We start from the raw sequence: 26450 nt of genomic DNA on the forward strand, positions 1-26450 counted from the left end.
CAAGTATGGAGCTGGATGCGGCAACACTGCCTTGCTAATAGAGTTTTCAAAAATTATGAAGATATTGTCGATAGTGTGTGTGAGGCTTGGAATACCTTTACTGAGAGTTCAGAGCGAGTGACAAAATTGTGTTCTAGGGATTGGGCAAGTGTGACCAGTTAATTTTCCAGTTTGGTATAAATCAGGTTTTTTTGTTGTACGCTCTAGTAGCAAACAGAACACTTGGTTTTTCAAAGGAGCAAGAGTCTAGTGGGTGGTTTGGAAATAAGGGGTGAGGCTAATATGAAGGGAGAATGAAAAAGCCAGAGGCATTCTCTGGCTTTTTAATGACTAGGTTAAATTATTTGTCTTCTTTTAACCACTGAGCAGCGCGTTTAGCGAAGTAGGTTAGAATGCCATCTGCACCTGCCCGTTTAAAGCAAAGCAATGATTCCATAACGATAGCTTTCTCAGCTAACCAACCATTTTGAATTGCAGCCATGTGCATCGCGTATTCACCGCTTACTTGGTAAGCAAAAGTGGGTACAGCGAGCTCAGTCTTGACACGATGAACGATATCTAAATATGGCATGCCAGGCTTAACCATAACCATATCAGCGCCTTCTTGAATATCTAGAGCGACTTCATGCAGGGCTTCATCGCTGTTAGCTGGATCCATTTGGTAGCTATGCTTATTGCCACCTTTAAGGTTTCCTGCTGAGCCAACGGCATCACGGAAAGGTCCGTAGTAATTTGAAGAGTACTTAGCTGAGTACGCCATGATTTGGGTGTTAACGTGACCAGCTTCTTCTAGCGCTTGGCGAATCGCGCCAATACGCCCATCCATCATATCTGATGGCGCAACAATATCTGCACCAGCTTCAGCATGTGATAGTGCCTGTTTTACTAAAATTTCAGTTGTAATGTCATTCATGATGTAGCCGGTTTCATCAATGATGCCGTCTTGACCATGAGTCGTAAACGGATCAAGTGCTACGTCAGTCATCACACCTAACTGAGGGAAGGCTTCTTTCAGTGCGCGCACAGCACGCTGTGCTAAGGCATCTGCATTGTAGGCTTCTTCGGCCATCAAAGTCTTTTTCTCAGCTGGAGTCACTGGGAAAAGAGCGATCAGAGGAATACCTAGTTCCACTAGCTCTTCGGCTTCTTTAAGCAGAAGATCGATAGATAATCGTTCAACACCAGGCATTGAGGCGACTTGCTCTGTGCGATTGTTCCCTTCGAGAACAAACATTGGGTAGATTAAATCGTTAACTGTTAATCGATTTTCAGCCATTAAGCGGCGACTAAATTCATGTTTGCGCATACGACGCATTCTACGTTGTGGGTAGGCACTGGTAATAATATTCACATTAGGCTCCAGACGATGGTGATATTAATCTTGTTCAGGGCTGTATAACTTAATACGGTTACGCCCTTCATTCTTGGCTTGATAAAGTGCTTTATCAGCCTGTTCTAATAACAAGGTGGTATGTTCTTCTGAGGTGACAATTTCACTGCTCACCCCAATACTTACCGTTAGAGGGATGGCATTGCCTTCCCAGTAAATAACGAGTTCATCGATAACTTTTCTAATTGTCTCAGCGACTTGCTCAGCACCAATTTGATCAGTATTGGGTAATATAATAGCAAACTCCTCACCACCAAAACGTGATACTAGATCGGTTGGTCGCTTTAAGTTTTCTTTTAATTTATTAGCGACCACTCGTAAGGCGTGGTCACCAGCAAGGTGACCGTAGGAGTCATTAATTGATTTGAAACGATCCAAATCAAGCATCAAAATTGCCATTGGAGACTGCTGCCTACGGCTAATTCGGCCCTCTGCAATAATACGCCGATCAAATGAATTACGGTTTTTCACGCCGGTAAGGCTGTCTTTTGTTGTCTGTTCGGTGAGCTTTTGATTCGCTTCATTAAGCTCTCTTAAAGCAATCTCTAACTCAAGGGTTCGCTCTTGTACCATTTGGGCTAATTGCTCACTACTTCTGGCTTCAATTCGTAGCGCTTCTTCTTTATTGTCTTTGGCAAGTTTTGCTTGGGCTAAGGCCTCTTTTTGGACTTTCTGTTTAGATAAGCGTTCGTCGTTATAGCGGATGGCTAATAGCGCAGCCATAAAAATAACTTCTATGCTTAGTCCAACCAAAAAAGGGGTTTTAGGGTCAATAGTCCAATTGAGCAGGCCTAAATAGATAGCCCCGGATATCAACGCACCTAGCATCATGCCCGCCCAGCCAATCGCAAATAGTTTTGCTAGCTTGTAGCCCTTAATTGCTTGGGTCACCGACATATACATCAGCATAAGGCTTGCAAACATGACGGCGTAAATATTAATAATTAGCGCGGCCGTGTAGTTAAGTAGTAAGCCAAGAAACAGCAGCAATACAGAAAGGGCTGCACTGGAACGGCAGAGCCTTAGCATGGCTTGGTTGTGATGTTTTAGTTGCATAACCTTCTCTGAGAACAGGAAGGCGAACATCATTGATAAGCTTAGCAGGGCTGGTAATGCGTACTCTTGAAAAATCGGCCAATTTGGCCAAATAAATCGAAAGGCTAAGCCGTGCAGGGTCGCGACAAATAGAGTAATAGAAAGTACATAACCTGCATAATAGCTATAACTGAATGAATTGGATGTGATGGCAATCAGTAAACTAAAGATACCAATAGCCATCAGTACACCTATCTGAAAACCATAGAAAATAGACTGCTGCTCCGCATTTTGATAATAAGCGTCGCTGTTCCATAAGGTGATAGGGAGGTACGCTGAGCCAGTCCCCTTTATTCGTAAGTAGAATCTATGGCTATCATGTTGTTGGCTGTTAAAAGGGTATAAAAAGTCAGTGCTTAGAATAGGTCTTTGACTAAAGGGATAGTTATCGCCGACATTCAGCTGCTCCACTAGAGTCGAACGGTTAAAATGGTATAGCTCAATATAATCAATATGCGGGTTGGTTATCGACAAAATCTGCTGTCTAGGTTCATGGTTCTGCAGCTTAAGACTGAACCTAACCCAATACGATTTTTGCCCAATCCCTGTGATGCTTTTAGGATCGTATGGTTGCCATTGTCGCTCTGTAAAGTTTACGGCTTGCTGTATGTTCGAGTCTGGCAGTGCCTCAGCAATATATAGCTGAGGTGATAGCTGAACCTCTGTGGTGTGTTGTTCACTGACAAATTGGTGGTTTTCGGCATTGACGATATTAGAAAAGCTGAATAGAGCGATAAGAGCAATAAGCTGAAAGTGAAAAAGCATTAAAAATCCAATCCAAAAAAACGGCGACTATTTTTATAGGTATTATCTGCAAAAGTACTCATGTCTTGTTTTTTTAGATCGGCAATATACTGAGCGATATAAGGTAGATATTTGGGTTCGTTTTTACTCGACTTAGGCTTTGGCCGCATACTTCTTGGTAAAAGGTATGGGCTGTCTGTTTCGATAAGAAGACGGTTATCTGGAATATACGGGACAATCGAAGCCAGCTCTTGGCCACGGCGCTCATCACAAACCCACCCAGTAACCCCAAGATAAATATCTTGCTCTATATAAGCTTCGAGAGACTGCATATTGCCTGTAAAACAGTGCAGCAGCGCTGCGGGGAGATCTGTGCGATATTCTTTTAAAATAGCTAAGAAATCTGGGTGAGCATCGCGTTCATGCATTAACACTGGCATTTCTAGCTCAACAGCGAGCGCTAGCTGCTTAGCAAAAACGTTTCGCTGCACATCCCGTGGTGAAAAATCTCGATTGTAATCAAGACCGCATTCGCCTATGGCAATGACGCATGGCGACTGTGCAAGCATACGGATAGTGTTAGCGCTACTTGTTTGCCATTCACTGGCATGATGAGGGTGAATACCTGCAGTGCTATAGAGTTGATCAGGAAACTGCTCACATAGGGCGATAGCGTGCTTGCTTTCATCTAAGTGGCTACCAATAACAACCATAGAAGTGACCGACTGATTAGTCGCATCTTCAATTACACGTTGAATATCTTTTTCAAGCGAGCTGCCGATAAGATTGACAGCTATATCCATATATTGAGGCATTACTTTAGACGCTTTACTCGAATAGTCGTGTTACGGTCATCCGTACCTAGCATAAATGAACCAAAAGCCGCTTTTTCAATAAAGACTTTTTGCCCTGGTTTTATCCGGAAGGTGCGGTTATCTGTTTGTTTCCAGACTTGATCGTTGGCAAATGAAATTTTTAAGGCGCCGTAAGCATCTTTAGATACTTTTGCTACCTCTAGGTAGATCTTGCTTATCTCTTCTTTGTCGGCTTTTTTTACTTGGCCAAAGTCATCATGTGATGTTTTGTTTGCCGTTGATGCGACGGCAGTGGTTGATGCCGCAACGGCGACGGTTTCTGTAACTGGGAGCTGTCCAGTTTTAGTTGAATTTAGTGATGAAGAAAGCTTGTCATAACAAATTAATCGTTCGAGCTTATCTTGAATTGCTGCGCATTGTGTTAACTGAGTTTCAACGGATGCATGGGCGCCGCTTGAGATAAGTAAAGACGCTGTGGTAAGTAGCAATAAGTGTTGCTTGATCATCAATAACTTCCTTTTATTTTTATAAAGCAGGTTTTAGACTGATTTTACATTTTATTAGGCGAATTGAAACATTAATGTTATTGATGGTTTAATGCTGTAAAAACAAAAAAAAGGCACTATCTCTGTTGATTTATAACGAGATAATACCTTTTTATAAGCTTAACAAGAAAGTCTATTGTGACTCAGATTCTTTCTGTTCATCTCCGTCTTCGCTTTCGTCGTCTTGATTACCTTTGCTGTAGAAGCGTGCGGCAATCAAACCTGCTTCAAACAAAATTAGCATAGGAATTGCTAGCATCGTTTGTGAGATAATATCTGGAGGCGTTAAAAGCATACCGATAACAAAGGCGCCAACAACAATGTAAGGGCGTTTCTGTTTCAGGTCTTCAGGTGTTGTTACACCTGCCCAGCATAACAGAATCACTGCTACAGGGATTTCAAACGCTAAACCAAAAGCAAAGAACAACTTTAGAATAAAGCTTAGATAGCTGCTGATATCAGTTGCGACCTCTACCCCTTCTGGTGCGGCACTGGCGAAGAAGCCAAAGACGACCGGAAAAACTATATAGTAAGCAAAAGCGATACCTAGATAAAAAAGGAGTGTGCTACTGGTTAGTAATGGCACAACCAGACGCTTTTCATGCTTATATAGACCAGGTGCGACAAAAGACCACACTTGGTAAAGAACATAAGGAACTGCAACAAAAAACGACAGAACCAGTGTTAATTTAAAAGGGGCAAAAAATGGCGCAGCTACATCAGTTGCAATCATGCTGCTTGATTCAGGCAGAACTTGCATTAATGGGGTGGCCATATAATGGTAGATATCGTTAGCCCAGTAGACTAAGCAAATAAATACCAAAAGAACACTGCCAATTGCTTTTAGCAACTTAGTGCGTAATTCAAGCAAATGGCTAATTAATGGCTGCTGTTGTGACATGGACTACCCGTTAGGTTTGTCTGAATTAGCACTCGTTGTCGCACTTGTCTCTGCAGGAGGGGTTTCTTTGGCTGGTGTATCCTTCGCCGCTGGAACGTCTTCTACTTGATAAGGACGATTAACAGATTGAGCCGCTTCTTTTAATTGATCGATTGAATCCTGTAACTCTGGAGAAAGGTTCTTTAAACCCTGACTCTCTGCATTTTTCAAATCAGAGTGCAGTTGCTCAATTTTAAGCTCTTGCTCTAATTCGTCTTTTACCGAGTTAGCCATTTTTTTCATGGCGCGGATCCAGCTAGAAATTGAGCGCACAGCGGTTGGGAGTCTTTCAGGGCCAAGTACGACAAGGCCCAAGATCCCAATCAGCAGCAACTCCATAAAGCCGATACCGTCGAACATAGTCGATTACGCCTGTTCTTTGCCTTTAGACTCAGCCTTTTTCTCGGCTGTCTCTGCAACTTTTGCAGTTTCTGTCACTTTTGCAGTGTCAGCAGTTGGTTTGTCAGTTGCGTTTTCTTCTAAAGCTTTCTTTTCTTCTTCAGAAGACATTGCGTTCTTAAAGCCTTTAACTGCACCACCTAAATCGCCGCCTAGTGAACGTAACTTCTTAGTTCCAAACAATAATACGACAATCAAAGCAATAATAAGAAGTTGCCAAATACTAATGCCACCCATGGATGAATCCTCTTAATTAGATACTGGTTCCATTATGAACCTTTGGTTATTTAGGTCTAGCTAAATTTTGCGATTCTTTGGTCTAGATCGCCATCCGAGCACCCACAGAGTGATGCCTATGCCAATACTGCCATAAGAGGGCCATAGTGTAGCGTCTTCGTTTAACAAAATAGTGCCACAGATCACTAAAACAGCTGATGTAATTAAAAGATAGTTACTTTTATGAGCTTTTTGCTGATGTTTGAGATACCGATCTAACAAATTATTCTGGTTTTTAGATAGGTTGCGACCCATTTTTAGGTTGTCGTAGATAAGCTCTGGTAATTCTGGCAAATGTTCGGCCCAATAAGGTAACTGTTTCTTAACCTTGTCGGCCATTGCTTTTGGCCCAACTTGCTCCGCCATCCATTGCTCTAAAAAAGGTTTTGCTGTTTGCCATAAGTCTAGTTGTGGGTATAGCTGACGGCCTAGCCCTTCGATGTACAGCAAGGTTTTTTCGAGTAGTACCAGTTGGGGTTGAACAACGATGTCAAAACGCCGAGCCGTTCTAAAAAGCTCGAGTAAAACGTGTCCAAATGAAATCTCATCCAGTGGCTTGTTGAACATAGGCTCACAAACGACTTTTACTGCTTGTTCAAATGCACCGACATCGGTATCTGGCGAAACCCAGCCTGATTCTATATATAACTGAGCAATACGGCGGTAATCGCGATTGAAAAAGGCTAAAAAATTCTCAGCTAAGTAACGCTTATCTTCATCGGTTAAAGTGCCCATAATGCCGCAGTCCAAACCGATATAGAAAGGATCGTTAGGGTGCTCACGGCTAACAAAAATATTGCCTGGGTGCATATCGGCATGGAAAAAGTTATCACGGAACACCTGTGTGAAGAAGAGTTCCACCCCGCGTTCTGCAAGCAACTTTAAGTTAGTGCCTTGTGCCTCTAGCGCGGCTTTATCTGAAACGGGTACACCATCAATGCGCTCCATTACGATAAGGCGGGTAAAGCATAGTTCCTCGTACATATACGGAATATATAACGCATTGGAATCGAGGAAGTTATTACGTAACTTTATGGCATTAAGGGCTTCAAGCTTGAGGTTTAGTTCGCCTTCAATTGTGGTGCGATAGTCTTCAATCACTTCTGCTGGGCGTAAGCGGTTATTGGCACCGAGTAAACTTTCTAAGACAGCGGCTGCTTGCGACATCAAGAGGATGTCAGCATGTACTTTTTGTTCGACATCGGGGCGTAAAACTTTTAAAACCACCGCTGCACCATTAGATTTAAGTGTTGCAGTATGAACTTGAGAGATAGAAGCTGACGCTAACGGTGTATCGTTAAAGTCATCGAAATAGGTTTCAATAGGGGCATTGAGCTCCGATTCTATAGAGGCACGCGCAATGGCTGAATCAAAAGGCGGCACTCTGTCTTGCAGCATCGCAAGCTCTTCGGCCCATTCATCAGATAGTAGGTCTCGACGCGTCGATAGCATCTGGCCGAATTTGATGTAAACCGGCCCAAGCTCCTGCATTGCTAACTTTAAACGTTCACCACCCACTTTATCTTTGTGTTGGTTTCGTAGCCAGAAGAAGCAACCCCTTAACAGTTTGAAGTACCAAGGCGTTAACTTAGAAGGAATTAAATCATCGAGTCCGTAATGCAAAGCAGTACGAATGACGTGATAAGCGCGCCTGATACTTTTTACTGTCATGGTTTCATTTTTACCCTGTTGATAAGTTGGTCTACTCGTGTAGCCATAGCGTCGACATCGACAGCTAAATCATCGATTCTATCACTTAAATGGATATATTCGAGTTTATGAGGAGCGAGCCTATATTCTTCGATTGTGAGCTGGCCAAGGTGTGAGAGAGTTTTACGCAGCACATCTGTCAGGTCATTTTTGGCTTGTTTGAGGCCTTGGCTAAGAAAGTGCGTTGGCGCGTCACCAATATAGCGTGAGATAGGCTCTGCTATGTCAATCTCAATTTGCTGCATATAATGACTAAAGGTCTGTAATAGGCTTAAGTCACCTTCGAGACTGAGTTTATCTTGCTTAATCAGCTCGGTAAGGTTGGCACCTTCAGTCAGCTGGTAAAGCGTAGTGATATCGGCATTCACTTTAGTGGTAACTTCGCCTTCGTAGCGAGAGAAAACTTGGATCTCTTTGGCAAATAAAAAGTAAAGCGGCCAGTTGAGCTGTGATAGTTGAATGCATAAGACCTTGCCGTGAAGAGTACGCAACTTTGCGTAGTCTTCAGGAGATTGCGAGATCAGCTTATTTAAACTGATCTCTATCGCGGCGCAGGCAAGTAATGGCAGGTCACGAGACATAGTGAGTCCAATCAGAATTTATAGCCCTTGTGTAAGGCAACGATACCGTCAGTCATGTTGGTGTAGTTGACTTGTTCAAAGCCCGCATCTTCCATCATCTGCTTTAAGGTATCTTGATCTGGGTGCATACGGATAGATTCAGCCAGATATTCATAGCTGTCTGCATCTTTGGTGATGAGTGATCCCATCTTTGGCAGTACTTTAAAGCTATACAGATCGTAAATTTTACGCATAATTTCATGCTGAGGTTTAGAGAACTCAAGTACCAGTAGCTTTCCGCCCGGCTTTAATACGCGCAGCATTGATGCAATCGCTGCATCTTTATTGGTTACATTTCGTAGACCAAAAGCAATGGTGATGATATCAAAGTGGTTATCAGGAAAAGGCAGTGCTTCAGCGTTTGCTTGCACGTAATTCACGTTGCCTACAATACCTTTATCTCTTAACTTCTCACGACCCACTTTAAGCATTGAGTCGTTAATATCAGCTAACGTCACTTGGCCTGTTTCACCGACAATGCGAGAAAACTTAGCCGTTAAATCACCGGTACCACCGGCTAAATCTAACACCTTCATACCTGGGCGCGCACCTGCACTTTCGATAGTGAAGCGCTTCCACATACGGTGGATACCGAAAGACATGACGTCATTCATAATGTCGTACTTTGCGGCGACAGAATGGAATACGCCAGCGACCATGTCGGCTTTCTTCTCTGCTTCAATCGTTTTGTAACCGAAGTGAGTGCTCTTTGGAGTGTCCTCTGACATCTATCTATTCCTATAACGTTAGCAATTAAATTGTTGCGATTGTAAGCCATTGAACTGGATTGCTGAATCTTTCATCTACCACTCTGTGACGAAGGTTAACTATCCATCGAATGATAATAAAAAAATGAGTGATGACGCAGGCTATCGCAAAATTGACAGCGCATTACACCACAATCTTTACCAATGTTGAATAATTATTACTGGCTATAGAGCATTAATACGTCCGCTTATGTAGGAGTAGATCAATTCACTAATGCTTTGGCCTGTTTCACGGTGGCCGGCTTCTGCTCCTGCAACATGGCAACTAGGCGCCGCTTCTGCTAAATGCAGGTAGGCGCTTGGGCAATGTTTGGCGATATAACTGACATAATGCAGTGCATCGAGTAACGGTACACCAGCGGCGGTGGATGCACTGCTTGGCATGTTAGTGATGGCGTCAAGATCGAGCTCTATAGCTACGGGAAGTTGGGTGTTATTAAGATCTTTGCTTATCGTTTTTAATGCTGTTTCTAGGCTGATCTCACGACGAACCCAGATCTGCTGCAAGCTATGCCAATGGCCACCAAAAGCTTTTAGTTGCTCGAGTGTCGTTTCGCTATTTTTTAGTTCATGTAGGCCAACTACATGATAATAGCCTAGTGCCCCCGACGCTGCTGCGTAGCTAAAACCATTACCACTATGGCGGCCTTCTTTAGGCCTAAAATCTGAATGTGGATCCATATTCACCGCCGCGATAGGGCGTTTAAATGCACTTTTTGCAGCCATTAATAAGCCGTAGGCATTGTTATGCCCGCCTCCAATGACGATAGGTTCGAGTCCGGCGCTAAAGACCTGAGACAGAATTAGCATGACTCGCTCGTCCAATAGCTCGACATTGTTGCGTAACTCATCAGCTGACGCGTTATTAGGAAGCTGAAGATCTTGGGTATTAATTTGCCCTAGTACTAAGCATTGTTGGCCACAGAGGAATCGGTTTGACTGCAGATTAAGAAATTGGCCCATGGCGCTATCAAATGCATCGGTTGCGCCTCCTCTGCCTAAATTAGCCCGAGGACCAATATCCTCTCCTATTCCGATAAGAGCAAAGCGCGCACCATTTTGTTTAGCCAGCGCCAAATTACTGCTGAGATCTAAATTGTGATCCGCAAGCTGAACTCTTTGTCCTAGCTTGGTTTCGCCATCGCGTGTATTGAGCAGCGTTAGAAGTGTGGCTTGGTTGAAGAGTGTCAAATGCTGCATGTTATTATTCTTATTGTTAGCTCTGATAGCCGTTAGTTTAAGCGGATTAATCCTATTCGCAAGTAGGGGAGAGAGGTATAGAGCTTAACGGATAAATACAGGCACAAAAAAACCAGTCACTTAGGACTGGTTTTTAAATCATCTTGAGCTGGCTCGAGACTGAAATAAACGAACTAACTTTATAGAACTGACTTTATAAAATGGCTCAATAGCGCCTGTTCTCTATCAGATTAGTCGATGTCTAGCGGCTCTGGTGAAAGAATGATACCAGTGTTGTCAGCATAGACGTGATCGCCTGGTAAGAAAGTTACACCACCAAAGTTTACCGGGATTTCTAGTTCACCCACTGCATTGCTGTCAGCGCCAACAGGAATCGAGGCTAATGCTTGGATACCAATGTCTAAATCCTCTAGTGCATCAACATCACGAACAGTACCGTAAACGATGATACCTTCCCAGTTATTAGCTACAGCGACTTCTGCAATTTTGGCATCGAGAAGTGCACGGCGAAGTGATCCACCGCCATCAATTAATAGTACTTTACCTTCTCCATCTTCTTGAACGGCATCAATGATAAGGCCATTGTCTTCAAAACATTTAATGGTGCTAATTGAGCCACCAAAAGAGTTACAACCCCCGAAATTACTGAACATGGGTTCGACAACATCAACAACATCGATATAAGTGTCACAAAGTTCTGAGGTGTTGTATTCCATAAGAACACTCCTGATAGATAGAGATGCTCAGAAGTCCGAGCAAGCAAGTAGTTTCACTCAGTATATAAGGGATTCTTAAAAAGAAAAGTGTTATCAATCACGCAATTGTCTATTAAGGCAGCGTTTGAGTTTGTTGTAGTAATTTTTCTCCCATTTGTTCAATAAAGCCACAAAAACATGATTCAAGTCATTATATGACGTTTTATTATTACAATTGGTGGCTATGTTTGTTAGCATGTTGTCAGATAATTTAACTTAAACTTTAATTTTTACCCGCTTTAGGGGCAAGGATCCCCCAGCTAGCTTAGGGAAGGCATAGGGCCTAAAAAAGGTGCCTTATGGAAGCTGTTAATACTATTGAGATCATCGGCTATGCCGCATCAGTGATGGTGGCGATTTCACTTATGATGAAAGACATTATTTGGTTGAGATGTCTTAACTTTACCGGATGTTCGCTGTTTGTCATTTACGGCGCATCAATTGAAGCATGGCCTGTAGCGGGTATGAATGCTTTCGTTGCCTGTATCAACATATACCATTTATTAAAGCTTTATCGTAATCGTAATAATGCTGAGCTTGCCTCTGAGTAGTCTGCAAAACGCCTATTAAACCAGCCTAGTGTACTTTGCTATCGGGCTGGTTACCTCCGTTTGTTTATTCCTATCCTTACTTCCCATCGTTACTTCCATTGTCATTTGTCATTGCATTCGCTTATCTGACGTTATTCATTGTGGTTATACACGCTAATTGTAAGCTCACCTGGCCGTTATCGCGTTCATTCGCTCAGACTTAATTAATGTGTGTCATAAAACTTTAGATAAGTTGTCACCGTGGTGTCATGGAGTTTTCATAGCTTGCCAATGATATAAGAGCGTAAAAATAATTGGGAGGTAATGATAATGGCTTCGATAACGACGTTAGATAGGTCCCTTTACCGTTATATAGTCCAGCAAGGTCAGCAGCACGGGCTGCAAAAGTGGGCGCTTTCCCTATCTGCATCTGGCAACGGTCCTGTGTACCTTTATATGGCGGTGATATTTCTCATCATCGATAGCAAAGGTGAGTATCTGCTTAACTCGATGATTGCTGCATACCTTGTTGAGTTACCGTTGTATTTTGCACTCAAGAATATGATCCGCAGGCCTCGCCCTTGTCATGCCTTAGCTGACGGTGTGGCAAGCTTTGAACCCGCAGATAAATTTAGTTTGCCATCAGGTCATACCGCAGCGGCATTTGTTATGGCAACCAGTATCTACTTTATTTACCCGCAACTTTTTTACATCGCCGTAGCTTGGGCTTTGGCTATAGGTCTCGCTCGGGTGGTGCTGGGTGTGCATTACCCACTCGATATTGTTGCAGGCGCATTGCTGGGCATCGTCTCTGTATTACTGAGTCAGCAATTTATTTAGGAGTGTCATGTGCGAATTCTTTATGGTGTTCAAGGTACGGGGAATGGTCATTTAAGCCGCGCCAGGGTGATGGCAAAAGCCCTTCAGCGACAAGGTGTAGATGTTGATTTCTTTTTTTCTGGTCGCTCATCAGAGCAGTTCTTTGATATGCAATGTTTTGGTGAGTATCAGGTTCAATCTGGGCTGACATTTGCCACTGCAAATGGTCGAGTGAGTGTGGCAAAAACCGCAAAACAGAATGCCTGGTTTGGCTTTATTAAAGACATTAAGAATCTAGACTTAAGCGGTTATGACTTAGTGCTCAATGACTTTGAACCAGTGTCAGCCTGGGCCGCAAAAAATCAAGGCATCCCTTCTATCGGGATTAGTCACCAAGCCGCATTGAACTACCCCGTCCCTAAAGTGGGTGACAGTTGGTTTAATGAGGTCATGTTAAGTTATTTTGCGCCTGTGGATATTGCTTTAGGGTGTCACTGGCATCACTTCGGCTTTCCAATTTTACCGCCGTTTGTCGAGGTGGATAAAGTGCAGAAACAACTAGCACACAAGATCTTAGTCTACCTCCCCTTTGAATCACCGAATGAGATCATAAAATTTCTTACCCCCTTTAGCGACTATACCTTTTTGGTATATCACGCATCTACAGCTCGCCATCCTTTGCCCGAGCATATTCAGTGGCATGGTTTTGATAGAGCTGGTTTTAAAGCGGCGATGGCAAGTTGTGGGGGGGTGATTGGCAATGCGGGCTTTGAGCTTGCCAGCGAAGCATTAACACTGGGTAAAAAGTTATTGATTAAGCCTTTATTAGGGCAATTTGAGCAGCAGTCTAACGTGGCAGCGCTAGAGCTGTTAGGCGCGGCAGAGTGCATGAAAACACATTTAGATCCGCATGCATTAAGGCGTTGGTTAAAAGACCCCATGCCAGAAGCGATTCAATACCCAGAAGTGGGGGATGCGCTAGTCACATGGTTACTGCAAGGGAATTGGAGCCAGCCCGAGGTATTATGCAAAGCACTATGGGACAACGTAAGCTTACCAGTGAGTTGGCAGAAAAAGAGCCCCTAGCCTGAGCAAGGTGCCTAGTATGCTAACAAAGGCGTATAATAAAAACATCAATCGCCTGAATGTAAACTAGACCAACAAAACTATGCAGCTAAAACCACTCGCAAAAGGGCGCTTCCATTCTTTATGGGAGCAAGAGCATGATGCTATTGAGCAGATTATGCGAGAGTGCATTACTGAGACCAAAACTGTAGCAGCGCAGCACAAGTTGATGCAGCAAGGTCAACAGGTTAATGCGTTAATCCTGGTGCCTCATGGACGGATTTCTATGGGCTATACCGCCAGAAATGGCCGCAGCTTTCAGTTGGGGACCATGACCTGTGATTCACAGCTATTTGGCGAAATGGAGTTCTTTACCGATTATCTATGCCAGCTGGATATCATTGCAGAGGAAACGTTAGAGATCTCGATTATTAATGGTGACAAGCTGCAACAGGCATTGCTCAAAACGCCGCAGTTTGCACTGTTTTTTGCCAGTGCAATAGCCATCGATTATCAGGACACAGTCGATATTTTTACCCGCAGAATGCTCTATCCGATAGCGTATAACATCGCCTATGATCTTTATCATCAGTATTTGAAAGACCAGCCGGTAGAAGGGTTTACTAAATGTTATTTAGAGGCGGAGCGCTTTGCGACAACTGACAGGGTTTATCGCCGTGCAGTCAAAAAACTCGAAGATCTTACACTAATAAAGCGAGAAAAAGAGGGGCTCATCATTTGTGATTTAGAAGGGTTGAAAGCGTTTATTGAATAGCTCTAAACCTATATGTAGGTTTAGAGCTATTATGTGCAAACTGAGCCTGAGCTTTATGCTGTTTGTTGAGTTAACGCGACTTTTTGGCGATTAGACAGTATCAACATTGCAATGATAAGCGCGTAGATAACCGGAATTGCGTACATGACGGTTTGTAGTCCGATAATGCTTTCAAATAGTGAGCTTATAGCTGGGCTGAACATTGCGCCAGCACTACCACTAATTAAGATATACGACACATTTCGGCTACTGGCATTTTTCACAAACGATACACCGTAAGCGATAAAGGCGTTATACAGTGCGGCACAAGCAAAACCATAGCCATAGGTTAAATAGCCAATCCATTTTAAGTTATCTGTGGTGACGATAAGACTGGTAATGACTAATGCCAGTGAAATCATACCCATAATAAAGTGTTGGATTTTAACTCTCGATACAATCACTGTTGATACTAACGCACCCACTAAAGCAGCAGACCAGTACTGAGTGATGATGTTACCGGCTTCTTCAAATGGGATGTCGAATTTAGTCTTAACGAACATCGGCGCCCAAGTTAGGAAGGTATAAAGCGCTAACATACCAAGAAATAAGCCTAAACCGCCGCTGATAATACCAAGGTTCCACTCAGACTGATCTTTGCTTGTGACAGCTTCGCCCTTAGTTTCACAAAGCTCGAAGTTTGTGGCGAGTGCTATTGCTGCTGTAGCGAGTGCAACAATACCAACGGCAAGGTAGCTATAACTCCAAGAAAGTGCATTGCTTAGTGCGTAGGTCGTGATCAGTGGGAACACCACACCTGCCACGTTAAAGGTGGCATCTTGCACGACTAGCATGGTGCTTTGAATTTTATTTTTCCATACCGATACCACTATCGTACCCGCAATACAAAGGCCTACACCGCCACAAAGGCCGATCACCGTCATTGCGACCATCACGATGCTCAGTGAGCCGGTAAAGTGAAGGGCTGCAGCGCTCAGGGCAATACTGACATAACTGAGTAGGGTGATACGCTTTATACCAATCTTTTCAATTAAGAAAAAGGCAGCAATAGTACCGGCTAGCGCGCCGCCATTAAGCAGCGAGAAGATGGAAGCGACTTCATTTACGTTGGCAGAGAATTTTTCGCTAATCGGTTCTATTAGCATACCGAATTGGGTTGCAAAGCCTGCCATCACGAAATTGGCTAAAAAGCTGAGCAAGGTTAGAGATATTTTGTTTTTCATCATCTATTCCTATTGTTGCTGTATCACCAGCTAAAAACGAATCATTAAAAAGAAAGCCGCTGGAAGCTAGGCTTCGAGCGGCTTATTTGAGTCTTATTGACAGGCTGTTTCTAAGGCCAGCTCAATCATTTGGTTAAAGGTGAGCTGACGCGCTTCTGCACTGGTCTCTTCGCCAGTTAAGCAGTGGTCAGAAACCGTTAGAATCGCGAGTGACTCAAAGCCTTTGTGGTGGGCAAGGCCATAAAGACCAGCCACTTCCATATCGACGCCTAATACGCCAAAACGTTCAAGAGCTGGGATCATATCTTCATCAGGATCGTAATACATGTCACCACTAAATACGTTACCGACTTTAACGTTGATCTGCTTTTGCTGTGCGATCATATAGGCTTTATGCAGTAGGTCGAAGGTTGCCGAAGTGGCCATCTGATAACCGCTGCTACGCTTAGCGTTAGTGGGTGAATCAGTACCCGCTGCTTGAGCTAGAATTACGTCATTAATTTTAACGTGTTGCTGAGTCGCGCCAAGGCTACCGACTCGAATAATGCGCTTTACCCCAAAGTCAGCAACAAGCTCATGGGCGTATAGCACCATAGATGGAATACCCATACCGTGGCCCATTACCGATATGCGCTGGCCTTTATAGAAGCCGGTGTAACCTAGCATATTACGGATGTTGGTTACTTCAACAGCATCTTCTAGAAAATTCTCTGCGATGTATTTGGCGCGAAGTGGATCGCCCGGCATGATGATTGTTTCAGCAAAATCGCCTGCGTTGCCATTGATATGTGCAGTCATGAGTTATCCTCTTTTTTGATTGCAGCAGATAGTAAATCTCGATGCGGTATGTATAGAGGACATAAGTCCGCATAGGCTGAAATATGCGCATTTTTTTGTATTTGCTCACAGAAAAGTGGCGGGTATAGGCAGAGTTTTGTGATTTGAACGAATAACTACAGTCGAAAGAGAAGATGTAGATCACCTAAAAGGCTTTAGGCGATCTCGTAAAACGTACTACTTGTGATACTTCACAGTCATATCGATTAATGGTTCACGACTGGCTTTTGCCGCGCGTAGACGAGCAAGATACTTTTCCCACAGCTCTATTTGGTGGGTGGCAAGATCGTACAAGACTTTCCAAGAAAACAAACCGGTATCATGGCCATCATCAAAGACGATTTTTACCGCATAGTTACCAACAGGCTCGATAGCGGTGATGTTGACGTTTTTCTTGTGGGTCACCAGTACTGGATTACCGTGGCCATGGACCTCAGCCGAAGGCGAGTAAACCCTCAACATCTCACAGCTCAACTGAAAGGTTTCACCATTATCGAATGTCATCTCAAGCTGGCGAGATTTGCGTTTCAGCTTAAGCGCTTCAACATTTGGGGTGTTGTTATCTTGAGTCATTGATTAACCAAAATGATTTAGAGAGTATTGAAAATACAATAGCGGTTAAGCACAAGATTGTCCTTAACCGCTATCACTTATTTTGCTATTGCAGTGGCTCGTTTTCTAAGTTTAGCTTAGAGAATGTAGCGACTTAAATCTTCGTCTTGAACTAAGTTATCTAGGCTTGCTTTCACGTATGCGGCATCAATAACCGTCACTGAACCAGACTTGTCAGAAGCTTCATAAGACAACTCTTCCATTAAGCGTTCCATAACAGTGTGAAGACGACGTGCACCGATATTTTCTGTGCGCTCGTTCACTTGCCATGCCGCTTCTGCAATACTGTCGATACCATCTTCAGTAAATTCAATTGTGACACCTTCTGTCCCCATCAGAGCAATATATTGCTCCGTCAGCGACGCATGCGGCTCAGTTAGAATGCGTTTGAAATCACCTGCTGACAGCGCATCTAACTCGACACGAATAGGTAGGCGGCCTTGAAGCTCAGGGATAAGATCCGAAGGCTTAGACATCTGGAAAGCACCAGAGGCGATAAACAAGATATGGTCGGTTTTTACCATGCCGTGCTTAGTATTAACGGTACAACCTTCAACCAGAGGAAGTAGATCGCGCTGAACGCCTTCACGAGACACATCAGGGCCTGATGATTCGCCGCGCTTACAGATCTTATCGATCTCATCAAGGAACACGATGCCGTGTTGCTCAACCAGTTCAATGGCTTGCTCTTTAAGATCTTCTTGATTAACCAGTTTAGACGCCTCTTCTTCAATCAATAGCTTATAAGCTTCTTTGATTGGCATCTTGCGACGCTTGCTGGCACCAGGTCCCATGTTTTGGAACATGCTTTGTAGTTGGTTCGTCATCTCTTCCATACCTGGAGGAGACATGATCTCGATACCAGCTTGCGGCGCGGCAACATCGATCTCAATTTCTTTGTCGTCTAGCTGACCTTCACGTAGTTTTTTACGGAAAATTTGACGAGTTGCGCTGCTATCCGTTTTTTCGCTATCCCAATCTTCTTTCGGCTTAGGTAGCAAGGCATCTAAAATACGCTCTTCAGCAGCTTCTTCTGCGCGGAATTTACATTTTTTGATCTGCTCTTCGCGAGTAAGCTTGATAGCTGAGTCGGTTAAATCACGAATAATTTGCTCGACTTCCTTACCGACATAACCCACTTCAGTAAATTTAGTCGCTTCGACTTTAATAAATGGCGCTTTTGCTAGCCGAGCTAGGCGACGAGCAATTTCAGTTTTACCTACACCTGTTGGACCAATCATAAGAATGTTCTTTGGCGTGACTTCTTGACGAAGATCGGCAGGAAGCTGCATACGACGCCAGCGGTTACGTAGGGCAATGGCCACTGAACGTTTGGCTTTTTGCTGGCCAATAATGTGGCTATCTAGCTCATGAACAATTTCACGTGGTGTCATCTCAGACATAATCTTTCCTCATGCTTTGCAGCATTTTTCGTATAAACGAATGAATCGTTTAGTACTTTTTATTTAGTGCGTGGTACTGAGCGCTAGGCTTAGTACTTTAATTCTTCGATAGTCTTAAATTGGTTGGTGAACACGCAAATGTTACCTGCAATTGTCAGCGATTTTTCAGCGATTTCGAGTGCACTTAAATCGGTATTTTCAAGCAGTGCAGTCGCAGCTGATTGGGCAAAGGCGCCACCAGAACCTATCGCAATAAGATCATTTTCAGGCTGAACAACATCACCATTACCGGTAATGATCAGTGAAGACTCTGTATCGGCCACGGCAAGTAAAGCTTCAAGCTTGCGTAGAACTTTATCTGAGCGCCAGTCTTTAGCCATCTCGACAGCGGCACGCATAAGGTGACCTTGATGCATCTCGAGTTTAGCTTCGAAACGCTCGAATAGGGTGAATGCATCGGCGGTACTGCCAGCAAAGCCCGCAAGTACCTTGTTGTGGTACAAACGACGAACTTTTTTAGCATTGCCTTTCATAACTGTGTTACCAAGAGAAACCTGGCCATCACCGGCGATAACAACTTGGTTATTTCGGCGTACTGATACGATAGTGGTCACAATAAATCCTCTTCTCTAGCCAGAGGCGGTCTGCCTGCTGGTTGACGATAATAGAGATATGGGGATGCGTGAGTAAATATCAAGGGTAGATAGGGTACTGGCATAAAAAACGCTGCACAGGGCAGCGTTTTAAATTATTGCTGGTGGGCGTTAGCCTTCCCAGAGCCAGATTTGGCAGCCGTTAGTGCCAGAGTTTTGCAACACGTGACGCTGCCTTTCAGCATCACGTTTCTTGTCATAAGGCCCTAGAACCACTTTGTACCAAATGCCACTGGTGCCTTGGACTTTTCGAACTCGAGCCTCTAGTCCTTGGAAAGCGATTATCGCTTTTAGCTCATTAGCCTGTGACTCTTTTCTAAATGAGCCACATTGCATCTGATAAGGACGCTTAGGTTTAGTCGACACCTCAGGAAGGTCCACTTCGACCTTCTTGTTTTCTAACTCTTTAAGATAGGTCCATTCCTCTTTCGGTGCAGGAGGAAGAGCATCAGGATCTTTCTTTACTGGTTTTTTCTTTGGCTGTTCGACAACCACAGGTGTGGTTGCTGGTTCATCATTGCTGCTTAATATCCACAGTAAATAGCCAAAGCCACCAACGCCTACAAGTGTGATAAGCAACAGCAGAATCGGAAAGCGCTTAGGGGCGCTTCCTTTTGAGCTCTTTTTGCGAGCGCTGTTCTTACCTTTTCGAGCAGGCTTACGGTTTGCATAATCACGATTTGTCATGAGCTGGAGGTTACATCCGTTCTAAGGTTTCTAGGCCAAGAAGATTCAGACCCTGCTTCAATGTCTTAGCGGTTAGCTGAGACAATAGTAGGCGGCTTTTCTTCGACTCTTCTGTTTCGGCGGCCAATACAGGACATGCTTCGTAGAAACTTGAAAAGGCACCAGCCAGTTCAAATAGGTAGCCACAAAGTGCATGGGGCTGCCCTTTGTTGACCATACGCGCCATTACTTCACCAAATTGAGCCAGCTTAGTCCCTAAGTCTTTCTCTTTTTCGTGCTCTAGAGTAATTGTTGCATCGCTTAAGTCAACGTCTTGAGCGCGCTTGAAAATACCCGCTACACGTGTGTATGCGTAGAGTAGGTAAGGCGCGGTGTTGCCTTCAAAGCTCAGCATCTGCTCGAAGCTGAAGATATAGTCACTCGCGCGGTTCTTTGAAAGATCGGCATACTTAACTGATGCGATACCCACAACGCGAGCAATTTCAACTAGTTCAGCTTCATCCATATCTGGGTTCTTGCTACGAACCAATTCTAATGCGCGCGTATCGGCTTCATTTAACAGATCGATTAACTTAACAACGCCGCCAGAACGGGTTTTGAATGGACGACCATCTTCGCCGTTCATGGTACCAAAGCCCATGTGCTCAAAGCTCATGTCTTCACGAACAAATTTAGCTGTTTTAGCTAGCTTAAATACTTGTTGGAAGTGAAGCGCTTGGCGTAAATCCACAAAGTAAAGCGCTCTGTCAGCCTTAAGGACGTTAGAGCGGTAGCGCATAGCTGCTAAATCGCTGGTGGCATAGAGGTAACCGCCATCGGCTTTTTGAATAATAACCGGTAGAGGCTCGCCTTCTTTGTTTTTAAATTCGTCCTGGAATACGACTTTTGCACCGTTACTTTCTGACAGTAAACCCTGAGCGTCTAAGTCGGCAACGACTTGTGCTAAGTCATTGTTATAAGCGCTTTCGCCACGAACGTCTGCACGGGTTAGGCTCACACCTAAACGCTCGTATAGTTCATGACAATGGCTTAGCGAAATATCGTTAAATTCGCGCCATAGCTTGTTGCAGTACTCGTCGCCTGATTGCAGTGCAACCACTAACTTACGAGCGCGAATGGCAAACTCTTCTGATTCATCAAAACGCACTTTAGCAGCGCGGTAGAATGTCTCTAGATCAGACAACTCCATCTTGGCTTGCTCGCCGTTGGCTGCACGCAGCTCTTCCATATAGGCAAGTAACATACCGAACTGAGTGCCCCAGTCACCAACGTGGTTTTGACGTATAACCTTGTGACCCATAAATTCTAGGGCGCGCACTACACTGTCACCAATAATGGTTGAGCGCAGGTGACCTACGTGCATCTCTTTAGCAAGGTTAGGTGAAGAGTAATCGACAACAACCGTTTGTGGTGTTGGTAACTCAAGACCAAGGTGATCGCTGTTGAGTGCTGCCATTAGCTGGTTAGCAAGGGCGTTATCATCGATAAAGAAGTTGATAAATCCAGGACCTGCAATTTCAACTTTTTCGACATGGCTTGATGTCGGCAAGTTATCAATTAATAGCTGAGCGATTTCACGTGGGTTTTTGCCCGCAGCTTTAGTTAGCATCATTGCCAAGTTAGTTGCAAAATCACCGTGGCTTTTATCTTTCGTTCGGTCAACTTGAATACGAGCTTCAAAGTCAGCAGGAACAATCCCTTGTTGTTTAAGAGCATTTAAAGATTCAGCGAGTAAAGATTGAGTATGTGATTTCATTGGCGTTTAATCGACACTTACATAAAGAAAAATAATTAGGGGTAACCGACTATTTTAGCCGCTAGTGGTGGTGAATTACTATCCTCTAGCGAACTTTTTCTGCTTTGAAGCCGATAAAGTCGATTTAAAGCAGATCTTGTGGGTCTCTATCTATGCTCCAACGACATTTTTTAGCCAGTGGCAGCTGTTCGATTTGTGGCAATGCACGCTCGAATTCTAACTGGAGTCTGTTACGGTTTTTTGTCTGGAATAAAAGCTGGCGGCGATACTTACCCGCTTTTCTGTCAAGCGGCGCAGGCATGGGGCCAATCACTTCACACTCTTCATCTTGCGGTAGTAGGGCACCAATTTGGCTTAACAGGTTGTCAGCATCAATAGCCTGATGAGCTTCAGCACGAATTAAGATCATATGCCAAGCGGGTGGCAGTAGTGCTTGAGTACGCTCAAATAACTGATTGCGAGCAAACTCACCATAACCTTTGTGCATCAACTCTCGCAGCATGGCGTTATCGCTCTGATGGGTCTGTAGCAATACCGTGCCGGGCTTAGTGGCTCGCCCTGCGCGGCCGGACACCTGAGTATAGAGCTGGCCAAATCGCTCAGGCGCTCTAAAATCGGCGCTAAATAGCGCACCATCTACATCCAATAAGCCCACTAAGGTGACATCAGGAAAGTGATGGCCTTTCGCCAGCATTTGGGTGCCAACTAAGATTTTGTACTCACCCTTGTGGATCGCATTAAGGTGCCCTTCGAGTGAGCCCTTATTACGAGTGGTATCTCTATCTATTCGTACCACCGGATGATTGGGGAACTCTTTTTCTAAAAATGACGCAAGCTGTTCTGTGCCCACGCCTTGGCCTGCAAGCATGGTACTGCCACAGCTATGACACTGTTTAGGAATGGCGTATTGGTTGCTACAGTGGTGACAACGAATTTCGCCTAAGGCTTGATGCACGGTAAAGAAGGCATCGCAGCGGTCACACTCATGTAGATGGCCACACTCATGGCAGATAAGTGCAGGAGCAAAGCCACGACGGTTCAAAAATAAGATAACCTGGTTGCCAGCGTCGAGATGAATGCGCATCTCATTCAATAGCGCGTGAGACATCCCTGAGCGTAGCGGCTGATTGCGAATATCGATAATGCCCTGGCGCACTTTTTCGGCAGCGCCGGCGCGTTTTGCTAAATGCAGATGTTGATAGCGGCCGCTGAGCGCATTTTGTAGTGTTTCAAGTGATGGCGTGGCCGTCCCTAAAAGCACTGGGACTTGTTCAAGATGGCCGCGCATAACGGCTAAGTCGCGGGCGTGATACCCCACACCTTCTTGCTGCTTAAAGCTAGAGTCGTGCTCTTCATCTAAGATGATCACGCCTGGATAAAGCATCGGGGTAAAGAGCGCGGAGCGGGTACCGATAATAATCGCAGCCTCACCAGATCTTGCTTGTCGCCACGCATCCAGCCTTTGATTGTCGGTAAGACCTGAGTGAATGACGGCCACTTTAACGTTAAATCGGCGTCTAAAGCGATTGATGGTTTGTGGGGTTAGACCAATTTCGGGTACTAAAACCAGTGCCTGTTTGCCTTGTTTTAATACGGTTTCAAGCATGGCTAAGTAGACTTCCGTCTTACCTGATCCGGTAACGCCTTCAAGTAAGGTGCAATGATAGCCTGACTGCTGGGTCAAGGTGGCGACAGCAATGGCTTGCTCTGGGTTAAGCTTGTGCGACTCTTCTGTCATTTCAAGTTCGGTGCGCCAGCTTAAGTCTGTCGCAAGTATGCGGCTTTTCTTTTCAATCCAGCCTTTATCATCTAGTGCTTTGATTGCGGCTTTGCTTAGCTCTAAGCTGGTAATGTCACTGAGTTCTATGTCGCGTTCACGCAAGCTGTGGAGTAGCTTTCGCTGTGCAGGGGCTCGATTGAGCTGATTGATATCAGCCTCTTTGCCTGCATCGGTTAGCGTCCAGTATGTGACGCTAGATTCTTTGACCTCTGCGCCTTTACGTAGCGCAACAGGAATCGCCTGCGATAACATTTGCCCTAGGCTGCAGAAGTAATATCTTGCGGCCCAAGCAGTTAATTTATAAAGTGAATCTGGCAGTAATGGCTCAGTATCAAGAATGGCCACAATCGGTTTTATCTGCTTAGGTGGAAGTGAGCAGCTATCACTGGTTGCCGTAATAAGGCCGATGAGTTGTTGGCGACCAAACGGAACTTGAACACGCATGCCTTTTTGAGGCGTAATGGTGATATGTTCAGGCACTTGGTAGCTAAAGTTTTGTCGCATTGGAACGGGCAGGGCGACCTCAACAAACAAAGGCATAGTATTACTATTTAGAAGGGAAGTTAGCCTTAAGTGTACCGAGCGAGTTTCATCAGAGCTAGCGGCAATTGATTTTATTGCGGATCAAACATACTCGCTGGCCTTTTGAGAGGGTGCATTGGGATGATTTTACTGTTACTAATTGGTATTAGCTTAAGCTTGATTAAGCAGGCTTATTCAATTGGTTGGAATAATGATTAATAAAAATAGCCAAGAAAAAGTTTTACTGGATTAAGGTACATTTGATGAAGAGATTTATATTCGCGCTGATGGCAATGACAGCATTGGCAACGGCTCAGGCAGAAGTGTCACATGTCAGTATTAATGAGAGGCAGTTTAAGCTCGGTGAGCACCCTAGCTTAAAGCTCAATATTGTTACCTCTCATAGCAACCTGAAAAAAGTACAGTTCTCAATTCGGCAAGCCAATGGTGAAGAGCGACTGCTCTCTAAGCCTCTGACCAGTTTTATGGTCGAGGCGACAGGGGTGGAAGATGTGGTTGATAAAAACGCGGTATTGATTGTAAAGGAGTACCGGGTTAATCGCTGGTACCAAGTCAAAGTCTTGAGTTTATTTAATGACAAGGTGAATGAAGCTGGCAGGGATAAGCGCGATAGCACTTATCAGGCGAGCGCTGTTAAAGAGGTCAAGCAAACCGAAGTCGCCTCAAGTGGCATAAAAGTGAGTGGTGCTGATGTGATAGTCAGCCGTTTAGATGACTGCCAAATAGAGTTTGATGGTAAAGAAACCTTATGGCGTATCGCGAATCGACAAGCTAAACGTTGGGGAATAAGCCCTTATGGGGCGATGTTAGCCATTTTTGAGCGTAACCCTAAGGCTTTTAATAACCAGAGTATAAATGGCCTTAAGTCGCAAGCGACCCTAGAGTGTCCATCGATGGTCACGCTCGAAAAGTATGCGGATGCTAAGGTGGCTATGAGGCAATTTAATGCGATGGAATAATGGCTTAAGGCTGCTTGCTAGGGTGCAATAGAATAGGCTTTTGAGGCCTTTTTGCGATTATTTATTATTCACACATAATGGCGCTTGAATCTACAAATAAGATCCTGTAGTATTCGGCGCCTAAATAATTTTATTTTAACTGCATGTGGTGTCCGACTTCGGGTTGGAAGAGCGACATGGCCTTTTACTGAGGTAATTCCAATGAAACCAGGCATTCATCCTGATTATGCAGAAATCACTGCAACTTGTACTTGTGGTAACGTTATCAAGATTAACTCTACTGTAGGTAAAGATTTACACCTAGACGTATGTGGTGCATGTCACCCATTCTACACTGGTACCCAGAAAGTTATGGATACTGGCGGACGTATCGACAAGTTCAACAAGCGCTTTGGTGCACTTGGCAAGAAGTAATTACTTCTGCAATGAATTTAAAAAAGGCGCCTTCTGGCGCCTTTTTGCTATCTAAGCATATTTACTCGCTGAAAAATCACATCTTTATACTGATTAGTATGGTTTGAATAGCTATCGGTTATGGGCTCGTGGTACTTTTACATCTTGATGTGTTGTCGTCACTATAGACACAGTAAGGATTGATAAAAGGAGGGCCGTGGCATGAGTCTAATTAGAATACTGGCAGTCCTGCTGTTATCTTTACCGGTTTTCGTTGTGCAAGCGAGCCTATGCATACCGACGCAGTTTAATGAAACGGTTACGTTAGATTACGTCAATGATGGCGATACTATTACTTTAACCGACGGCCGCTTAGTGCGACTCATCGGTATCGACTCCCCTGAAATTGACTTTCAATTTCCAGAGCTTTCACAGCCTTACGCTACACCGGCAAAAAAATTCCTTTCTGAAGTCGTTAAACCCGGTCAGTCGCTGTTGCTTGCTTTCGATAAGAAGCGCTTAGATCCGTTTGGTCGAACACTGGCTTATGTCTACACTGAGCAATTAGAGCATCTGCAAGAGATGATGCTAGCTAATGGTTTTGCTAAGGCACGAGTCTACCAAAACGACTATTTTTGGCAGTGTTTAAGTAAAATAGAACGAAGCGCACGTACAAATAAAGTGGGCTTATGGAGTCATAAAGCCTATCAACCTTTAACCACCTACAACCTAACGCGTAATGACAGTAATAAATGGCGAGAGGTCAGAGGAGTTGTTACGGGTTATGAAAGAAAAGGTCAAAATTTCGAGCTTAATATCGACAATAACTTGGTTTTGATGATGACTCAGCAAGATATTGGTAAGTTTAGCAACATTTTGACGTTGAATTTGCTTGAAAGCCGCGTAATAGTAAGAGGTAAGTTGTACTTTTCTTACGGCAAATATCGCCTAAATGCGACACATCCATCTCAGATAACCTTGGAAAATGCCCCTTAGGAATAATATATAGCGATAAAGTTAAAAAATGAGAAGAACTTGTTTGAAATGACCTGAGATTCAAGTATCTTAGCGGCTATCAACTAACTGTTTTTTGCTCAATTTGAAACTTTAGTTGCCGACCTCTCGCTCAGGATATTATTAGTCGCACTCAGGATTAGAA

At 44.2% G+C, this 26450-nt stretch carries 27 protein-coding genes; 7 read left to right on the plus strand and 20 right to left on the minus strand.

The features are described 5' to 3' along the window. Positions 1-340: 340 nt before the first annotated feature. The 12 genes from hemB to rraA form a co-directional block, all read right to left on the minus strand. Entirely contained in the window at positions 341-1351 is a 1011-nt protein-coding gene (gene hemB, locus ACVBIK_RS07615; protein ID WP_447159808.1) for a porphobilinogen synthase, read from the minus strand. 24 nt (positions 1352-1375) lie between these two features. Beyond that, entirely contained in the window at positions 1376-3250 is a 1875-nt protein-coding gene (locus ACVBIK_RS07620) for a sensor domain-containing diguanylate cyclase (RefSeq protein ID WP_447169415.1), read from the minus strand. Continuing rightward, on the minus strand, positions 3250-4044 hold the full coding sequence (locus ACVBIK_RS07625; protein ID WP_447163298.1) for a TatD family hydrolase: 795 nt from the start codon (positions 4042-4044) through the stop codon (positions 3250-3252). The genes ACVBIK_RS07620 and ACVBIK_RS07625 overlap by 1 nt, the downstream gene beginning before the upstream one ends. Further along, positions 4044-4550: a hypothetical protein gene (locus ACVBIK_RS07630; RefSeq protein WP_447159805.1), complete on the minus strand. Its 507-nt coding sequence runs from the start codon at positions 4548-4550 to the stop codon at positions 4044-4046. Before ACVBIK_RS07630 ends, ACVBIK_RS07625 begins: the two co-directional genes overlap by 1 nt. Positions 4551-4722: 172 nt before the next feature. Continuing rightward, positions 4723-5490: a twin-arginine translocase subunit TatC gene (gene tatC / locus ACVBIK_RS07635; RefSeq protein ID WP_447159804.1), complete on the minus strand. Its 768-nt coding sequence runs from the start codon at positions 5488-5490 to the stop codon at positions 4723-4725. 3 nt (positions 5491-5493) lie between these two features. Further along, on the minus strand, positions 5494-5889 hold the full coding sequence (tatB, locus tag ACVBIK_RS07640; RefSeq protein WP_447159803.1) for a Sec-independent protein translocase protein TatB: 396 nt from the start codon (positions 5887-5889) through the stop codon (positions 5494-5496). Between the two features lie 6 nt (positions 5890-5895). Continuing rightward, a complete protein-coding gene (tatA, locus tag ACVBIK_RS07645; RefSeq protein ID WP_447159802.1) occupies positions 5896-6165 on the minus strand; it encodes a Sec-independent protein translocase subunit TatA in 270 nt (89 codons plus the stop codon). A 60-nt stretch (positions 6166-6225) separates the two neighbouring features. Next, positions 6226-7875, minus strand: coding sequence for a ubiquinone biosynthesis regulatory protein kinase UbiB (gene ubiB / locus ACVBIK_RS07650; RefSeq protein ID WP_447159801.1), 1650 nt, complete (start codon positions 7873-7875; stop codon positions 6226-6228). Then, the gene (locus tag ACVBIK_RS07655; protein ID WP_447169416.1) at positions 7872-8495 is read right to left on the minus strand and encodes a ubiquinone biosynthesis accessory factor UbiJ; all 624 of its coding nucleotides are present in this window, start codon (positions 8493-8495) and stop codon (positions 7872-7874) included. The genes ubiB and ACVBIK_RS07655 overlap by 4 nt, the downstream gene beginning before the upstream one ends. 11 nt (positions 8496-8506) lie before the next feature. After that, a complete protein-coding gene (gene ubiE, locus ACVBIK_RS07660) occupies positions 8507-9262 on the minus strand; it encodes a bifunctional demethylmenaquinone methyltransferase/2-methoxy-6-polyprenyl-1,4-benzoquinol methylase UbiE (RefSeq protein ID WP_447159799.1) in 756 nt (251 codons plus the stop codon). 204 nt (positions 9263-9466) lie between these two features. After that, positions 9467-10501 carry a formimidoylglutamase gene (locus ACVBIK_RS07665; RefSeq protein ID WP_447169417.1) on the minus strand — a complete coding sequence of 345 codons (1035 nt, stop codon included), beginning with the start codon at positions 10499-10501 and terminating at the stop codon, positions 9467-9469. Positions 10502-10731: 230 nt separating this feature from the next. Next, positions 10732-11217, minus strand: a complete 486-nt coding sequence (gene rraA, locus ACVBIK_RS07670) for a ribonuclease E activity regulator RraA (RefSeq protein WP_447159797.1) — start codon at positions 11215-11217, stop codon at positions 10732-10734. Positions 11218-11555: 338 nt separating this feature from the next. Between rraA and ACVBIK_RS07675 the strand changes: the two genes are divergently transcribed. The 4 genes from ACVBIK_RS07675 (at position 11556) to ACVBIK_RS07690 (ending at position 14445) form a co-directional block, all read left to right on the plus strand. After that, the gene (locus ACVBIK_RS07675) at positions 11556-11807 is read left to right on the plus strand and encodes a YgjV family protein (protein ID WP_447159796.1); all 252 of its coding nucleotides are present in this window, start codon (positions 11556-11558) and stop codon (positions 11805-11807) included. 306 nt (positions 11808-12113) lie between these two features. Continuing rightward, on the plus strand, positions 12114-12626 hold the full coding sequence (locus ACVBIK_RS07680; protein ID WP_447163301.1) for a phosphatase PAP2 family protein: 513 nt from the start codon (positions 12114-12116) through the stop codon (positions 12624-12626). 9 nt (positions 12627-12635) lie between these two features. Continuing rightward, positions 12636-13691, plus strand: a complete 1056-nt coding sequence (locus ACVBIK_RS07685; RefSeq protein WP_447159795.1) for an MJ1255/VC2487 family glycosyltransferase — start codon at positions 12636-12638, stop codon at positions 13689-13691. 82 nt (positions 13692-13773) lie between these two features. Beyond that, the gene (locus ACVBIK_RS07690) at positions 13774-14445 is read left to right on the plus strand and encodes a Crp/Fnr family transcriptional regulator (RefSeq protein WP_447159794.1); all 672 of its coding nucleotides are present in this window, start codon (positions 13774-13776) and stop codon (positions 14443-14445) included. Between the two features lie 53 nt (positions 14446-14498). On the opposite strand, the gene tsgA is transcribed toward ACVBIK_RS07690, so the two are convergent. The 8 genes from tsgA to priA form a co-directional block, all read right to left on the minus strand. Continuing rightward, positions 14499-15668 carry an MFS transporter TsgA gene (tsgA, locus tag ACVBIK_RS07695; protein ID WP_447169418.1) on the minus strand — a complete coding sequence of 390 codons (1170 nt, stop codon included), beginning with the start codon at positions 15666-15668 and terminating at the stop codon, positions 14499-14501. A 93-nt stretch (positions 15669-15761) separates the two neighbouring features. Next, complete coding sequence (gene deoD, locus ACVBIK_RS07700; protein ID WP_447169419.1) at positions 15762-16466, minus strand: purine-nucleoside phosphorylase; 705 nt, start codon at positions 16464-16466, stop codon at positions 15762-15764. Between the two features lie 216 nt (positions 16467-16682). Further along, positions 16683-17078 carry a gamma-butyrobetaine hydroxylase-like domain-containing protein gene (locus ACVBIK_RS07705; RefSeq protein ID WP_447159791.1) on the minus strand — a complete coding sequence of 132 codons (396 nt, stop codon included), beginning with the start codon at positions 17076-17078 and terminating at the stop codon, positions 16683-16685. Between the two features lie 116 nt (positions 17079-17194). Next, the gene (gene hslU, locus ACVBIK_RS07710) at positions 17195-18520 is read right to left on the minus strand and encodes an ATP-dependent protease ATPase subunit HslU (protein WP_447159790.1); all 1326 of its coding nucleotides are present in this window, start codon (positions 18518-18520) and stop codon (positions 17195-17197) included. A gap of 89 nt (positions 18521-18609) precedes the next feature. Then, positions 18610-19134 (minus strand): ATP-dependent protease subunit HslV, encoded by a 525-nt coding sequence (gene hslV, locus ACVBIK_RS07715; protein ID WP_447159789.1) that lies wholly within the window; start codon positions 19132-19134, stop codon positions 18610-18612. A gap of 150 nt (positions 19135-19284) precedes the next feature. Beyond that, positions 19285-19860, minus strand: a complete 576-nt coding sequence (locus ACVBIK_RS07720) for an SPOR domain-containing protein (RefSeq protein WP_447159788.1) — start codon at positions 19858-19860, stop codon at positions 19285-19287. A gap of 10 nt (positions 19861-19870) precedes the next feature. Beyond that, positions 19871-21616: an arginine--tRNA ligase gene (gene argS, locus ACVBIK_RS07725; RefSeq protein WP_447169420.1), complete on the minus strand. Its 1746-nt coding sequence runs from the start codon at positions 21614-21616 to the stop codon at positions 19871-19873. Between the two features lie 124 nt (positions 21617-21740). After that, positions 21741-23936 carry a primosomal protein N' gene (priA, locus tag ACVBIK_RS07730; protein WP_447169421.1) on the minus strand — a complete coding sequence of 732 codons (2196 nt, stop codon included), beginning with the start codon at positions 23934-23936 and terminating at the stop codon, positions 21741-21743. Positions 23937-24181: 245 nt separating this feature from the next. Here priA and ACVBIK_RS07735 point away from each other — a divergent pair, with 245 nt between their 5' ends. From ACVBIK_RS07735 to ACVBIK_RS07745, 3 genes are all read left to right on the plus strand, one after another. Next, the gene (locus ACVBIK_RS07735) at positions 24182-24898 is read left to right on the plus strand and encodes a FimV/HubP family polar landmark protein (protein WP_447159785.1); all 717 of its coding nucleotides are present in this window, start codon (positions 24182-24184) and stop codon (positions 24896-24898) included. 201 nt (positions 24899-25099) lie between these two features. Further along, positions 25100-25312 (plus strand): 50S ribosomal protein L31, encoded by a 213-nt coding sequence (gene rpmE / locus ACVBIK_RS07740; protein ID WP_220762057.1) that lies wholly within the window; start codon positions 25100-25102, stop codon positions 25310-25312. 201 nt (positions 25313-25513) lie between these two features. Beyond that, a complete protein-coding gene (locus tag ACVBIK_RS07745; protein ID WP_447159784.1) occupies positions 25514-26287 on the plus strand; it encodes a thermonuclease family protein in 774 nt (257 codons plus the stop codon). The last annotated feature ends 163 nt before the right edge of the window (positions 26288-26450 follow it).

Source organism: Shewanella sp. 125m-1 (assembly GCF_052977065.1).